This is a genomic window from Bradyrhizobium sp. LA6.8, from assembly GCF_040547935.1.
Taxonomy (GTDB): Bacteria; Pseudomonadota; Alphaproteobacteria; order Rhizobiales; family Xanthobacteraceae; genus Bradyrhizobium; species Bradyrhizobium barranii.
On record NZ_JBEPQQ010000008.1, the window covers coordinates 19,870 to 33,964 of the forward strand.

The 14,095-nt window shown below is 65.3% G+C and carries 13 protein-coding genes; 8 read left to right on the forward strand and 5 right to left on the reverse strand.

Translation table 11 applies throughout. The features are described 5' to 3' along the window. Nucleotide 1: 1 nt before the first annotated feature. Nucleotides 2-853 carry an HTD2 family dehydratase gene (locus ABIA90_RS31735; RefSeq protein WP_354121222.1) on the forward strand — a complete coding sequence of 284 codons (852 nt, stop codon included), beginning with the start codon at nt 2-4 and terminating at the stop codon, nt 851-853. Between the two features lie 140 nt (nt 854-993). Beyond that, on the forward strand, nt 994-2,616 hold the full coding sequence (mdlC, locus tag ABIA90_RS31740; protein ID WP_354121221.1) for a benzoylformate decarboxylase: 1,623 nt from the start codon (nt 994-996) through the stop codon (nt 2,614-2,616). A gap of 173 nt (nt 2,617-2,789) precedes the next feature. Here mdlC and ABIA90_RS31745 read toward each other — a convergent pair whose 3' ends face one another. Then, entirely contained in the window at nt 2,790-3,566 is a 777-nt protein-coding gene (locus ABIA90_RS31745; RefSeq protein WP_354121220.1) for an SDR family NAD(P)-dependent oxidoreductase, read from the reverse strand. Nucleotides 3,567-3,641: 75 nt separating this feature from the next. Between ABIA90_RS31745 and ABIA90_RS31750 the strand changes: the two genes are divergently transcribed. Continuing rightward, the gene (locus ABIA90_RS31750; RefSeq protein WP_354121219.1) at nt 3,642-4,103 is read left to right on the forward strand and encodes a MarR family winged helix-turn-helix transcriptional regulator; all 462 of its coding nucleotides are present in this window, start codon (nt 3,642-3,644) and stop codon (nt 4,101-4,103) included. Nucleotides 4,104-4,242: 139 nt separating this feature from the next. On the opposite strand, the gene ABIA90_RS31755 is transcribed toward ABIA90_RS31750, so the two are convergent. Continuing rightward, nucleotides 4,243-5,037 carry an SDR family oxidoreductase gene (locus ABIA90_RS31755; protein ID WP_063985431.1) on the reverse strand — a complete coding sequence of 265 codons (795 nt, stop codon included), beginning with the start codon at nt 5,035-5,037 and terminating at the stop codon, nt 4,243-4,245. A gap of 93 nt (nt 5,038-5,130) precedes the next feature. Beyond that, the gene (gene trhA, locus ABIA90_RS31760; protein ID WP_354121218.1) at nt 5,131-5,826 is read right to left on the reverse strand and encodes a PAQR family membrane homeostasis protein TrhA; all 696 of its coding nucleotides are present in this window, start codon (nt 5,824-5,826) and stop codon (nt 5,131-5,133) included. A 179-nt stretch (nt 5,827-6,005) separates the two neighbouring features. Between trhA and ABIA90_RS31765 the strand changes: the two genes are divergently transcribed. The 4 genes from ABIA90_RS31765 (at nt 6,006) to ABIA90_RS31780 (ending at nt 9,735) form a co-directional block, all read left to right on the forward strand. Then, nucleotides 6,006-7,475: a YcjX family GTP-binding protein gene (locus ABIA90_RS31765; RefSeq protein ID WP_354121217.1), complete on the forward strand. Its 1,470-nt coding sequence runs from the start codon at nt 6,006-6,008 to the stop codon at nt 7,473-7,475. Continuing rightward, on the forward strand, nt 7,472-8,497 hold the full coding sequence (locus tag ABIA90_RS31770; protein ID WP_354121216.1) for a YcjF family protein: 1,026 nt from the start codon (nt 7,472-7,474) through the stop codon (nt 8,495-8,497). The genes ABIA90_RS31765 and ABIA90_RS31770 overlap by 4 nt, the downstream gene beginning before the upstream one ends. Nucleotides 8,498-9,083: 586 nt before the next feature. Further along, on the forward strand, nt 9,084-9,218 hold the full coding sequence (locus ABIA90_RS31775) for a hypothetical protein (protein WP_256461605.1): 135 nt from the start codon (nt 9,084-9,086) through the stop codon (nt 9,216-9,218). A 301-nt stretch (nt 9,219-9,519) separates the two neighbouring features. Then, nucleotides 9,520-9,735 carry a hypothetical protein gene (locus ABIA90_RS31780; RefSeq protein ID WP_354121215.1) on the forward strand — a complete coding sequence of 72 codons (216 nt, stop codon included), beginning with the start codon at nt 9,520-9,522 and terminating at the stop codon, nt 9,733-9,735. Between the two features lie 12 nt (nt 9,736-9,747). Here the strand turns inward: ABIA90_RS31780 and ABIA90_RS31785 are convergent, their stop codons facing one another. Further along, on the reverse strand, nt 9,748-9,990 hold the full coding sequence (locus ABIA90_RS31785) for a hypothetical protein (protein WP_085399824.1): 243 nt from the start codon (nt 9,988-9,990) through the stop codon (nt 9,748-9,750). Between the two features lie 287 nt (nt 9,991-10,277). Beyond that, nucleotides 10,278-11,783 carry a glycosyltransferase family 39 protein gene (locus ABIA90_RS31790; protein WP_502916671.1) on the reverse strand — a complete coding sequence of 502 codons (1,506 nt, stop codon included), beginning with the start codon at nt 11,781-11,783 and terminating at the stop codon, nt 10,278-10,280. 437 nt (nt 11,784-12,220) lie between these two features. On the opposite strand from ABIA90_RS31790, the gene ABIA90_RS31795 reads away from it, so the two are divergent. Next, nucleotides 12,221-13,951 carry an adenylate/guanylate cyclase domain-containing protein gene (locus ABIA90_RS31795; RefSeq protein WP_354121213.1) on the forward strand — a complete coding sequence of 577 codons (1,731 nt, stop codon included), beginning with the start codon at nt 12,221-12,223 and terminating at the stop codon, nt 13,949-13,951. The last annotated feature ends 144 nt before the right edge of the window (nt 13,952-14,095 follow it).

A 14,095-nucleotide genomic window follows, 5' to 3' on the forward strand; every position in this document is an offset into this window, starting at 1 on the left:
CATGACCGAGAAGCTCGACATCGATCACTTGCGGCAATGGATCGGCCGCAGCACGGAGGCCACCGACATCGTCACCGCGCAGCTCGCCAAGGGCTTGCGCGCGACGCTGTTCCAGGAAGTCGGCGAGCCCAAAGCGGGCGATGCCGCGCCGTTCACTGTGCATTGGTGCCTGGCGCAGCCGGTGTTTCCGATGTCGATGCTCGGCCCCGACGGCCATCCGACCCGCGGCGGTTTCCTGCCGCCGGTGCCGCTGCCGCGCCGGATGTGGGCCGGCGGCGAGATCGAATTCCTGCAGCCGCTGCGCGTCGGCGATGAATCGACGCGGACCTCGCGCATCGCCGATGTGCAGGTGAAATCCGGCTCGACCGGCACGCTGTGCTTCGTCTCGGTCGAGCACAGCATCTCCTCGCCGCGGGGCGTTGCTATCCGCGAGCGGCAGGACATCGTCTATCGCGAGATGACGAGCAGCGCGCCCGCCGGCGCCAAGGCCCCGCCTCCACCGCCGAAGGCGCAGCACCGCGAGACGCATGTGTCCGATCCCGTGCTGCTGTTTCGTTATTCCGCGCTGACCTTCAACGGTCACCGCATCCATTACGACCGTGACTACGTCACCAAGGTCGAGGGTTACCCGGGCCTGATCTTCCATGGGCCGCTGCAGGCGGCGCTCATCGTCGAGATGGCGGCGAAGCTGCACGACGGCAAGGCGCCGAAGAAATTCACCTATCGCGGCGTGCAGCCGCTGTTCGAGGGCACGGAGTTCTCCATCAACGCCAACGAGACCGAGGCGGGCCTGGAGCTGTGGACCGCGAATGCGGAGGGACAGCCGACGATGAAGGGCACGGCGGTGTGGTAGGCACCGCTATTAGACCCTCACCCTGAGGAGCGCGCCCCTTCGCGCGCGTCTCGAAGGGCGAGGCCACCAGCCGGGCCTTCATCCTTCGAGACGCGCGTTACGCGCTCCTCAGGATGAGGAATTTACAGGGGACGGAAACCATGGCCAAGAACGGCAAGAGCGGCAGCAAGTCCGTCACCGTGAAGCAGGCGACGCTGGACCTGCTGCGCTCGCTGGGCATCGACAGGGTGTTCGGCAATCCCGGCTCGACCGAGCTGCCGTTCCTGAGCGACTGGCCCGACGATATCGACTACGTGCTGGCACTCCAGGAAGCCTCCGCCGTCGGCATGGCCGATGGTTACGCGCAGGCGACGCGCAATGCCGGCTTCGTCAATCTGCATTCGGCGGCCGGCGTCGGCAACGCGCTCGGTAATATCTACACCGCGCACCGCAACCAGACCCCGCTCGTGATCACCGCAGGCCAGCAGGCGCGTTCGATCCTGCCCTTGCAGGCGTTCCTCTATGCCGAGCGCGCCTCGGAATTCCCGCGGCCTTACGTCAAGTACAGCGTCGAGCCGGCCCGGCCCGAGGACGTTCCGGCCGCGATCGCGCGGGCCTATTACACCGCGATGCAGCCGCCCTGCGGGCCGACCTTCGTGTCGATCCCGATCGACGACTGGGCGCATGCGACCGCACCGGTCGAGGCGCGCAAGGTCAGCCGCGAGATCGGGCCCGAGCCGGACGCGATGAAGGCGCTGGTCGCCGCGCTCGGCTCTGCAAAACACCCTGCCCTCGTGGTCGGCCCCGGCGTCGACCGCGCCGGCGCGGTCGATTTGATGGTGCGCGTCGCCGAGAAGGCGAAGGCCAACGTCTGGGTCAGCCCGTTCTCCGCGCGCTGCTCCTTCCCCGAGCGTCATCCCCAGTTCGCGGGCTTCCTGCACGCCTCGCCCGCACAACTGTCCGACGCGCTGCGCGAGCACGATGTGGTCGTGGTCATCGGCGCGCCGGTGTTCACCTTCCATGTCGAGGGCCATGCCGCGATCTTCGATGGCGGCGCGACGATTTTTCAGATCACCGACGATCCGGACGCGGCGGCGGTGACGCCGGTCGGCACCAGCATCATCGCGACCATGAAGCCGGCGCTCAGCCTGCTGCTCGACTTGCTGCCGGAGAGCAAACGCGCGACGCCGAAAGGCCGCACGCTGCCGCCGGCGCCGCAAGCCGCCGATCCGCTGCCGGTCGAATTTTTGCTGCATTCGCTGTCGCAGGCGATGCCGGATGGCGCCTCACTGGTCGAGGAAGTGCCCTCGCACCGGCCGGCGATGCAGAAGTTCATGCCGATGCGCGGCCAGGACAGTTTCTACACCATGGCGAGCGGCGGCCTCGGTTACTCCCTGCCCGCCGCGGTCGGCATGGCGCTCGGCAAGCCGAAGCAGCGCACCGTGTGCCTGATCGGCGACGGCTCGGCGATGTATTCGATCCAGGCGCTGTGGACCGCCGCGCAACGAAAGCTGCCGCTGACCATCGTCGTCATCAACAATTCCGGCTACGGCGCGATGCGCTCGTTCAGCCAGGTGATGCAGGTGAGGAACGTGCCGGGGCTGGAATTGCCGGGGATCGATTTCGTCAGGCTCGCCGAAGGCATGGGGTGCCATGCGGTGCGGGTGAGCAAGGCCGCGGAGCTGGGCGAGGCGCTCAAGCGCGGAATGGCGTTCGAGGGGACGAGCCTCGTCGAGGTCGTCGTGGATTCGGCGGTGCCGGTGCTGTACGGGCAGAAGCATTAGCTTTGTCGTCTCTGCCTAGTGCGCAATTGCGCACGGGGCGCAGGGACCCATACCCACAGGGAGAAGTTTGACGAGGACTCGTGGTGGGCAGCTTCACGCCACGATTACTCCCTGTGATTATGGGTCCCCGCATCCGCGGGGACGACACCGAATTTGCCGCGACATCGCGCCAACTACGACGCCAAGAATCCCCCCTCCGCCGCCAGCACATGCCCGACGACGTAGGATGACGCGTCCGACGACAGCCACACCACGGCCTCCGCCACTTCCTCAGGGCTCCCCATCCGCCGCAGCGGCAGACCCGCACTGACGGTCGCGACATCGCCGACGCCGGCGCGCAGCATCATGTCGGTGACGACGCGGCCGGGCGCGATGGCGTTGATGCGGATGCCGCGCGGGGCGTTCTCCATCGCGGCCGAGCGTGTCAGCGAGATCGCCGCCGCTTTCGAGGCCGAGTAGAGCGAGAAGCCGGGATTGGGATTGCGCACGCCGCTGACGGAGGCGTTGACGACAATGCTGCCGCGCCCCTGCGCCAGCATCGCCGGCAATTGATGACGCAGGCACAAAAACAACGCACGGACATTGGTGTCGAACACCGTGTCGTAGATCTCCGTGCCCTGCTCTTCCAGCGGCGCGCGGCGCTCCTGGAATCCGGCATTGTTGAAGGCGACATCGAGCCGACCGCAGCGCTCGACCGCCGTGCGAACCAGACGTTCGACGTCGTCCTCTCGCGTGATGTCGGTTTGGATCGCTACCGCGTCAGCGCCGAGCTCCCGGCACGCTGCGGCGGTGTCCTTGATTTCGGCCTCCCGCCGTCCCGCGACAACAATCGCCTCCGCACCTTCCGAGGCCATCCGCAGCGCCGTGGCGCGGCCGATGCCGCTGCCGCCGCCCGTGACGAGGCAGACCTTGCCTCTCATCCGCATCCCGGCCGGCAAAGTTCCGCTCATGGCTCACTCCAAAACACTTGCGCGCGACGTTGCGCGCATATAGTTGTATGATACAACTATATGCCGGGAGTCAAGATGGCCGAGCTTGCGTTGATCGACGACATCCGCGCCGCCTCGCGCTTGATGGTGCGGGAGCTCGGCTTCATGGATGCGACGGTGGCGGCCTCGGACTATCCGCCCTCGGCGGTGCACACGATCCTGGAGATCGGGATTCGCGGCCCGATGAATTCAGGCGAGCTCGGCGATTTCCTGCGCCTGGAGAAATCCAGCGTCAGCCGCATGGTGCGCAAGCTGGTCGATTGCGGCGAGTTGCGGGAGACGCCTGACGAAGCCGATGCGCGCAGCAAGCTGTTGTCGCTCACGGCGAAGGGCCGGCGCACGCTGGAGGCGCTGCACGCGTTCGGACGCCAGCAGGTGCGCGGCGCGCTGGCCGCGCTGACAGAGGCCGAGCAGCGCACGGTGCGCGAGGGCATGATGCTCTATGCGCGGGCGCTGCGGCAGAGCCGGATGGAGGATGAGGCGGAGTCGGCGGCGTAACCCCGCTCTCGGTGTCATCGCCCGAGAAGGCAGGCGATCCAGTACTCCAGAGACGGCTGTGATTCCTCGACAGGCCGCGGCGTACTGGATTCCCCGCTTCCCCGGGGAATGACAGCGGTGCGGGTGGCACCAGCCTACCCTACTTCCCGAACTCCTCCCGCATCTTGGCCTGGATCTTGGCCATGCCGCCGATCCAGCGGTCGTAATTCTCGGTCTTCTTGCGCATGTAGCCGAGCACCTGGGGGTGCGGCAGGATCAGGAAGGTCTCCTGCGCGAGGCCGGCGAGCACGTCTTTCGCGACCTGCTCCGGCGTGAGATCGCCGTCGCCGGATTGCGGGCCCTTCGGGATCGAGCGCAGCATGTTGGTGTCGACGCCCTGCGGACAGAGGATCGAGACCTTGATATTGTCCGCCTTGTGCGAGATCGCAAGATTTTCGGCAAAGCCGACCGCGGCGTGCTTGGTGGTGGAATAGGCGGGGCTTCCGACCTGCGACAGCAGGCCTGCCGCCGAGATCGTGTTGAGGAAATAGCCGCCGCCGCGCGCCTTCATGCGGGGAATGAGATACCGCGCCGCATAGACATGGGCCATGACATGGATCGCCCAGCTCCGCTGCCAGGGCTCGTCCGAGGCGCCGCCGGCATTCACCGACATCGGATCGAAGCCGCCGCCGATGCCGGCATTGGAGCAGAACAATTCGATCGGGCCGAACTGCCGCTCGGTCTCCTCGATGACGTGGGCGATCTCTTTTTCCTGCGCGACGTCGCATCTGAAGGCCGCGCCATCCACCGTGGCGGCGACGGCTCTTGCATTGGCGGCGTCCATGTCCGCGACGACGACCTTGGCGGCACCCGCCTTGTGGAAGGCCTCGCACAGCGCCTTGCCGATGCCGTTTGCGCCGCCCGTGACGACCACGACCTTGCCGGTCACCTGCATGCGACGTCTCCTCTTTGTCTTGTAGCGCTTCTCTTTTCGGATAGCGCTTCGCTATCTTATACCGCTTCGCTTATTCCGCTTCGCGGATCTTGCTCAGCTCAACACGAGGTCGAGCACCGCGGTATAATGGCACGCCGCGCCGGCCAAGACAAAGCCGTGCCAGATCGCATTCTGGAAGCGCAGCCGCCGCCAAGCATGGAAGATCACGCCAAAGCTGTAGAGCAGGCCGCCCGCAAGGATGAAGCCCAGCACCAGCGCAGGCAGCGCCTTGACCACGGCGTCGTAGAGCATCACGCCGCTCCAGCCCATCGCGAGATAGATGCCGACCGCGACGCGGTCGAACCGGCCGGGGTAGAGAAGTTTCAGCACGATGCCGAGGATCGCGACGCACCAGACGCCGGCGAGCAGCACCGGCGCAAACACGCTGTCCCTCACCTCGAGGATGAACGGCGTGTAGGTCGCCGCGATCAGCAGATAGATCGCGCAATGGTCGAACCGCCGCAGCAGCCATTTGGCCGGCGAGACCGGCCAGAGATTATAGGTCGCCGACAGCACCAGCATCGAGAGCAGGCCGGCGACATAGATCGAGACCCCGACGATGTTGGTGGCGTCGGCATAAACCGCCGTCAGCACCACCAGGACCGTGGCGGCGACGATGCCGCAGAACACGCCGATCGCGTGGATCACGCCGTCCGCGATCAATTCGGCACGGTCGTAGTTCCAGCCGATCGCGTCGGCCGCGGCGTGGACGGAGGTGGATGCGAGCTGTTTCAGCTGGAAGACGGTCATGGCAATCCGCAAGGCTAAGACAATGCCCTCTTGTAGGGTCTTTCGCGATCGGCGCATCGTTCAAACGGCTGATTTGCCGACAAAGGCGGTGGAAGTATGAAGCTTGATTTTCCCTACGCAATTGCCACTTTTGTGAACGGCTTCACTGTTCCGCCCGCCCCGAGATCAATCACGTTCATATGGCATTCAGTTTCCAGGATATGGTCGAAGAAGCGCGGCTGTCGGCAAGGGCGCTGATCGACTATGGCGAGCACTTCTTCAACCCGACGGTGCGTCTCGGGGTCACCGGCCTGTCACGGGCCGGTAAGACCGTATTCATCACCGCGCTGATCCACGGCCTCACCCGTGGCGGCCGCTTTCCGGTGTTCGAGGCCTATGCCTCGGGCCGGATCGCGCGGGCGCATCTGGCGCCGCAGCCGGACGACGCCGTGCCGCGCTTCGCCTATGAGAACCATTTGCGCGCGCTGCTCGAGGAGCGGCGCTGGCCGAACTCGACCGTCGACATCAGCGAACTCAGGCTCGTCATCGACTATCAGCGCCAGAACGGCGCCGACCGCACATTGACGCTCGACATCGTCGATTATCCCGGCGAATGGTTGCTCGACCTGCCGCTGCTCCAGAAGAGCTATGAGCAATGGTCGGCCGAAAGCCTCGCGCTGTCGCGCGAGGCGCCGCGCGCACATCTTGCGGCGGATTGGCACGCGCATCTCGCGACGCTCAAGGGAGAGGCGCGCGAGGACGAGCAGGCGACGCTGACGGCGGCAAAGCTCTTCACCGGCTATTTGCGCGCCTGCCGCGACGAGCGCTTCGCGATGAGCCTGCTGCCGCCCGGCCGCTTCCTGATGCCCGGCAATCTCGCCGACACGCCGGCGCTGACTTTTGCGCCGCTCGACGTGCCCGTGGGCGGCCAGGCACCGGACGGGTCGCTGTGGGCGATGATGGTCCGCCGCTTCGAGGCCTACAAGGACGTCGTGGTGCGGCCGTTCTTCCATGATCATTTTGCCCGGCTCGATCGCCAGATCGTACTGGCCGATGCGCTCGCCGCGTTCAACTCCGGCCCCGAAGCGCTGCACGATCTCGAAGCCGCGCTTGCCGGAATTCTCGACTGCTTCCGCATCGGCCGCAGCACCTTCCTCTCCAGCCTGTTCCGGCCGCGTATCGACCGCATCCTGTTCGCGGCGACCAAGGCGGACCATCTGCATCATTCCAGTCACGACCGGCTCGAGGCGGTGCTGCGCCGCGCGGTCACCCGCGCGGTGGTGCGCGCGGAAGATACCGGCGCGGAGATCGACGTGGTGGCGCTCGCCGCCGTTCGCGCCACGCGCGAGGCCCAGGTCGCGCATGGCCGCGACAAATTGCCGTCGATCCTGGGAACGCCGGCGGCCGGCGAAAGCGCGGGCGGCGAGTTTTTTGACGGCAACACGGAGGTTGCGACCTTTCCGGGTGACCTGCCGCCGGACCCCGAGGCGCTGTTCAACGGCACCGACGCATTCCGGGGCCTCGCGACCGAGGCCGCCGAGAAGAGCGATTTTCGCTTCCTGCGCTTCCGTCCGCCAAAGCTCGAACGCGAGGGCAATGACGAGCCGGCGCTGCCACACATCCGCCTCGACCGTGCCCTGCAGTTCCTGATCGGAGACAAGCTGTCATGAACGACCGATCCAAGCCGCGGCGGCCGGCGACGTTCCGGCTCGACGATCCCGGCGTCGTCGTCACCGAAGCCGACGAAGCGGCGCGGCTTGGCCGCACCACGATCCAGATCACGCCCGAGCACGATCCGCAGGCATTGCCGGTGCCGATCGAGGCCGCGCTCCCGGTGCGTCGCGGCTTTCCCTGGGGCACGCTGTTCTGGTCCGGGCTCGGCGGGCTGACGCTGCTCGGCACCGGGCTCGGCGTGGTCCGTCTGATCGAGGATCTGTTTGCGCGCAGCGAAACGCTCGGCTTCGTCGGCCTTGCATTCGCCTTCGTCACCGCACTGGCGCTCGCGGTGGTGATCGGGCGCGAGGCCTTTGGTCTGGCGCGCCTTGCAACCATCGAGAAGCTGCATGCGCGCGCGGCCGCGGTCCTTGCCAGCGACGATCGCAAGGAGAGCCGTGTCATCGTGCAGGACCTGCTGAAGATCGCGCACCAGAACCCGCAGCTTGCGCGCGCACGCGCGACGCTGGAAAGTCACACCGGCGAGATCATCGACGGCGCCGACATGATCCGGCTTGCCGAGCGCGAATTGATGTCGCCGCTGGATGCGGAAGCGCGGCGACTGGTGTCGTCGGCCGCACAAAAGGTCTCGATCGTGACCGCAGTTTCGCCGCGCGCGGCGATCGACGTATTGTTCGTGTTCGTGGCCGCGTTGCGCCTGATCCGTCAGCTCGCTTTTCTCTATGGCGGCCGCCCCGGCGCGCTCGGCATGATCCGCCTGCTCCGCCACGTGATCGCCCATCTCGCCATCACCGGCGGCATGGCCGCGAGCGACAGCCTGGTGCAGCAGATGCTGGGCCATGGGATTGCGGCAAAGCTGTCGCAGCGGCTCGGCGAAGGTGTGCTGAACGGATTGCTGACCGCGCGGCTGGGTCTGGCCGCGATCGACGTGACGCGGCCGCTGCCGTTCGCGGCGCTGCCGCCGCCAAAACTGTCGGACCTCGCGACGGACCTGCTGCGGAAGAAGGACGAGGAGTAGCGGCGCTATCCGCGCCATCGTTCGCGCCATTCGCCGGACCGACCCATGGCGCGCCGTCTGAATGAGCGAAGCTTAAGCTCGCGGTTCATCGGGAAAGTCGAAGCTGACAATGATAAACCCGACCGCACCAAACACCAACAGCGCCAGGAACAGTGCCGCAACAGCAAAGGACCACACGAAAGGCTCCGAGCAGCTGATGCCACCCAATCGAGCCAACGAGCGGAATATCATCCCTCGCCGGCTGATCTGAGGCAGACCCGGACGGGGTTAAAGGGCTATTGTCCGGTAAAATGACCTTGCTCAGTCAAGCCGCACCTCGCAAGCGAACTATCGAGTTAGCCCTTTCGAGTATTGGAGGATTATGTGCCGCAGTTAATGGCAACTGAGCACAAGGAGGTGGCAATTCAAGTCGTCGCTTTCAAGTCAGCCTCTGGCCGCCCCATACCACGGCGCATCAACCCGTTAAGAAACTGGTTACCAGTCGATGTCACCATTTGCATATTAGGCCGCCATATGCGGCGCGCATTCTGAGAACGGCTCAATATTTCGACACGCCCGGTTGGCGGTCTCTTTCAGGAGAGGCCCAATGTTTAAGGGCTTAATGGCAGCGCTTGTGGCGCTGATCAGCACACTGCAACTGGATCGATACCTGACCAACGGTCGGTACACCGACGCGGCCATGGATATGCTGCGGCAAATCAGGCGCGCGTTTGGATTTTGAGGTGCACTGGACGATTTGAGGCCGGTGATGAAGGGCATCCCCTGGACTGATCTCGACGCGGAGGAGCAACGCGCCATTGCGATATTGGGAGCCGGGCTCCCGATCGAGCTGTGTGACCCCGTCGCTCTCTCAAGATTGAAGCGGCTCAGGCTGATCGCAGGGTCTCAATTGACCGCTGCTGCACACGAGCTGCGGAGGCGCGTTGTTCTGGAAGAACTCAGTGCGCGGGATTGAGCCGCGTAACCAATCGGCACGCTCGATCCTCGCCTGGTCGGGAGTGCCTTGACGGGGCTAACAAGACGTGGGGAGTTTGCTGGCGGCAGGTGCAATTGAGCTGATCGTGGACGGCTACGTTTCCCTCAGGGACCAAGCAGCTCTTGATGAGCTTCGAACACAGCGTCGCAAACTTATCGCAGATCTCGATGCATATACCGGGATCGACTGCAGGAGTACGATCCGGCAGATCGAGGAAGACATCGTCGTGATTGAGGCCGGGCTGGCGCGGTTGCCGGCCTAGTCGGCCGGATGTTCAGAGATTGCCCGGTGTCGTATCGACAACGGTGCACTCGGTGTGGATCAGGTCCTTCTTGGTCACCCGCACGCTGCCAAGATAATAACCTCGCTCCTGGACGGCTGCCCTGATCTCGTCGCTGACCTTGAGAACTCTCGCTCTGCTCTTGCGCCATTTGTTGGAAGAGTAGAGCGCGGGCATCGGAGAGCCGTTGCTGACGACGAGGAAGTCCCGCTTGCCATTGCGATAGACATCAAACATGTCCTATCCCCGTAGATAATATCAATAAGAGAAAATATGCTTCGTCACGATAGCTCCAGCTTAGTGGCTTAAATGCTTGAGCGGGTGGTAATCTGGGATGGCGGCCTGTGAATGTCGGGACAAATGCTGGTTGCAGCTAAGCGATCAGCTCAGATTTCTGCTCTATGTTGTTATCATGCCACGCCAAGCCGCTTCAACGCGTGGCCTCGATTGCACTTGGGACATTTGCAATGCCTGGCGACGGTGGTGGTCAGCCGCTTCTCCCGCAAGGGAAGAAGGGTGCCTCGCTAGGCGAGCGTACGCGTCTCGAATTCCCCCGCCAGCACCCGCCATTGAAACAGCGGCGAATCCGTTGACGGCGAGAGTTCCGGCGTCCAGCCGGTGAGCTTCTCAATCGCGTAGGTATCCGTCAGGACGCCGCGCCAGCGACGTTCGACCTGGCCGAGCTGCTCGCGCTTCGCCGGGATCGATCCCCACACCGGTGCACGATTGTCCGGCTCTCGCCCGACATAGATGCCCGCATGCCCGCTGATCCGATCCATGCCGGGATCGCGAAAACCCTGGAAGCGACCGCGTTCGTTGATCTCGATGACGGGCACACGGCCCCTGAACAGCCAGCGCATCATCGCATAGGTGCGATAGTCCGTGGTCGCGATCCAGGTCGCGCCGGTCTCGTCGAGCGCAGCCTGCGCACGCGCCGCGATCTGCTCGTAGCCGGCTTCGGCGCCGATCGGATCGATCTTGCCGAGGAGGTTCCAGGGCGCGGCGACGTAGTACAGGAATACGATGACGACGAAGGCGATCCCCGTGACGACCGCCGTGTTGAGCCAGAAGATGCTCGAGCGGATCATCCGCGCCGACCAGTGCTCGCGCGACAGCATGACGAGGTTGACCGCAGCGGCGGCAAAGCCGACCGGCCACATGAACATCGGCCAGGTGTCGCCGACCCTGAGCGTCGTCGACTTGAAGAAGAAATAGAGGAACGGCACCAGCACCGCGGTCGACAGCAGGATCGCGACCGGCTCGCGCGTGCGATAGCCGCGCCACGCCGTCATCACGAGGCCTGACAGCACGACCGGCAGCATGACGAAGCCGACCAGGCCGAATTGCAGGCCGATGTAATCGCCGATCGTGCGCAGCGAGATGCCGTAATTGGCGGTGGCCCGCACGCCCTGGAAACGGAACGAGGCCCAGTCGTGCTGCGCGTTCCAGATCAGCACCGGGGAGAACACGGCAATCGCGATCAGCACCGCGAGATAGGGGTAAGGACTGCGCAGCCAGCGCCAGCGCCAATCCGGCACCAGCAGAAACGCGGCGACCGCCGGCGCGAACATGATCGCGGTGAATTTCGACAGCATCGACAGCCCGGCGAACAGGCCCGCTGCCAGCCACCAGCGTCCGTCGCCGCCCTGCGCGAGCCGCACCAGGGCCCACATCATCGCCACCGCGAACGGGATCATGGCAACGTCCGGTGCGACCTTGGCCATCAGCAGGCCGTAATAGAGCGCAGCCTCCGGCATCAGCACCGCGAACATGATGGCGCGCGCATCATGGGTGAGGCGGCGGACGATGTCGGCGAGCAGCAGCTGCGTGACCAGCATCGCGACGATGCCGCCGAAGCGGACACCGAGCATGGTGTCGCCGAAGATCGCGGTGCCAAAACGGATGAACCAGGCGATCATGGGGGGATGATCGAGGAAGCTGAGCGCTCCCTCCTTCGACCAGGTCCAGTAATAGGCCTCGTCGGTGCGCAGCTCGATCGCGGAGGCGTAGACGATGCGCAGCAGCGTCATCGCGGCGATGACGAGCACGGCCACGACGAGGGGCCGGCGCACGGCGCCGGCTGGGGACACGGTGATATCAGGGGCTGTCGTCACGGCCGCGCTTTTCGCCAACCTGGGAGGGGGAGTCAATGCGGGGGCGCCGCGCATATCGCTGTCGTCCCGGGGCGCGACGAAGTCGCGAGCCCGGGACCCATAGCCACAGGGAGGAGTCGTGGCGCGAACTGGTAACCACGAGTCTTCGCCAAATCCGATCCTGTGGCTATGGATCCCGGATCGGCGCGCCGCTTCGCGTCGCTTGTCCGGAACGACAGCGGTGGGTGTGGCGCGCGCCTTTGCCCACCCTACGGTTCGGTAACCTTGCCGCGCATGTGATCAGGCCAACTGTCCGCCCCTGGAATTAAACGCTACGCTGGCTGTTCTCCTTCATGAACTGATACAACCGAATCATGGCCACTGCATCCTCACGATTGTCCGAACTGTCCCGCGCGACCAGCATGCGGCAGGTTCGGCTGGTCTGCGGCGTCATCCTGTTCTCCTACGTGGTGAGCCATTTCCTCAACCATGCGCTCGGCAACATCTCGGTCGATGCCATGGAGATCGGGGTCTACTATCACACGGCGTTCTGGCGGTTCCTCCCCATCGCGATCGTGTTCTATACGGCCGCGCTCACGCATATGGGGCTCGGCATCTACGCGCTCTATCAGCGCCGCCAGTTCCGCTGGCGGACGATCGAGCCGCTCCAGCTCGTGCTGGGCCTGAGCATCCCCGCCCTCGTCATGGCCCATGTGATCGGCGTCCGGCTCGGCTACACGCTGTACGGACACCAGAAACTCTATCCGCAGGAACTCTATCTGTTCTTCGTCACCTCGAACCGCATCTGGACCATGACGGTCCTGCTGATCATCGCCTGGGTCCATGGCTGCATCGGCATCTATTTCTGGCTGCGCCTGAAACCGTTCTTCGCGCGCGCCGCGCCTTATCTGCTCGCCGCCGCCGTGCTGATCCCGACGCTGTCGCTGCTCGGCGTCTACCAGGGCGGACGCAGCGTCCAGGTCGAGGTCGACGACGGCGAATGGCGCACGCACAATCTCACCCGCCGCCAGCTCGGCTCGACCGCGGAAGCGGCGACGCTCGACCGCATCACCGGCGGCCTCACCATCGGCTATGTCGGCCTGCTCGGGCTGGCGCTGGCGGCACGCGGCGTGCGCGCCTTGCGCGAGCGGCGCCGCGGCATGATCGCGCTGTCCTACGGCAACGGCAAGACGGTGCGCGTGCCGAAGGGTCTCTCCGTGCTGGAGGCGAGCCTGCGCCACAATGTGCCGCATGCCAGCGTCTGTGGCGGCCGCGCCCGCTGCTCGACCTGCCGCATCCGCATCATCGGTGACCATGCCGCCCTGCCCGAGCCGTCGCAGCGCGAGGCCTTCGTGCTCGCGCGCGTCGGCACCGCCGATCCCTCGATCCGGCTTGCCTGCCAGCTGCGACCGGACTCCGACCTCTCCTTCTTCCAGCTGTTCACGCCCCACACGCATTCGGCGGACGGGCAGACCTCGACATCGGCCAGAATCGGCCAGGAGCGCTACCTCGTCAGCCTGTTCGTAGACATGCGCGGTTCGACGCAACTCGCCGAAAAGCGGCTGCCGTTCGACACCGTCTTCATCGTCAACCGCTTCCTCGGCGCCGTCTCGCGGGCCGTGATCGAGAATGGCGGCCAGCCGAACCAGTTCGTCGGCGACGGCATGCTGGCGCTGTTCGGGCTGTCAGCCGATCCGGAAACCGCCTGCCGGCAAGCGCTGAAGGCTGCCGCCGGCATCGCCACGCATATCGACGAGCTCAACGAGCTCCTGAGCCACGATCTCCGCCAGCCGATCCGCTTCGGCATCGGCATTCACGGCGGCGAGGTCATCATCGGCGACATCGGCTATCGCGATCACATCGTCTTCACCGCGCTCGGCGATGCCGTCAACGTCGCCGCCCGGCTCCAGGACATGACCAAGACGCTGGCCTGCGAAGCAATCGTCTCGGAGGAGGTCCGCCGTACCGCGGGCCTTGCCGACGATGCGCTGCCGCAGCAGGAGGTCGCGATCCGCGGCCGCGACGAGCCCCTGGCCGTGCGCGTGGTTGCGGACACGAGGCAGCTGTCGGCGCTGGTTGACCGAAGCGAGCGCGTCGCAGCTTGATTCTTCACCTCTCCCCGCAGCCGGGGCGAGGGAGTGCACTGTCACTGCGGCTACAGCTCGGCAATCTCGTTACGAACGTAACACCGCCTTGCTGCAACGCAGCGACATGGGCCTGCTGCGAAAGCACGAATTGACTTCATCTCG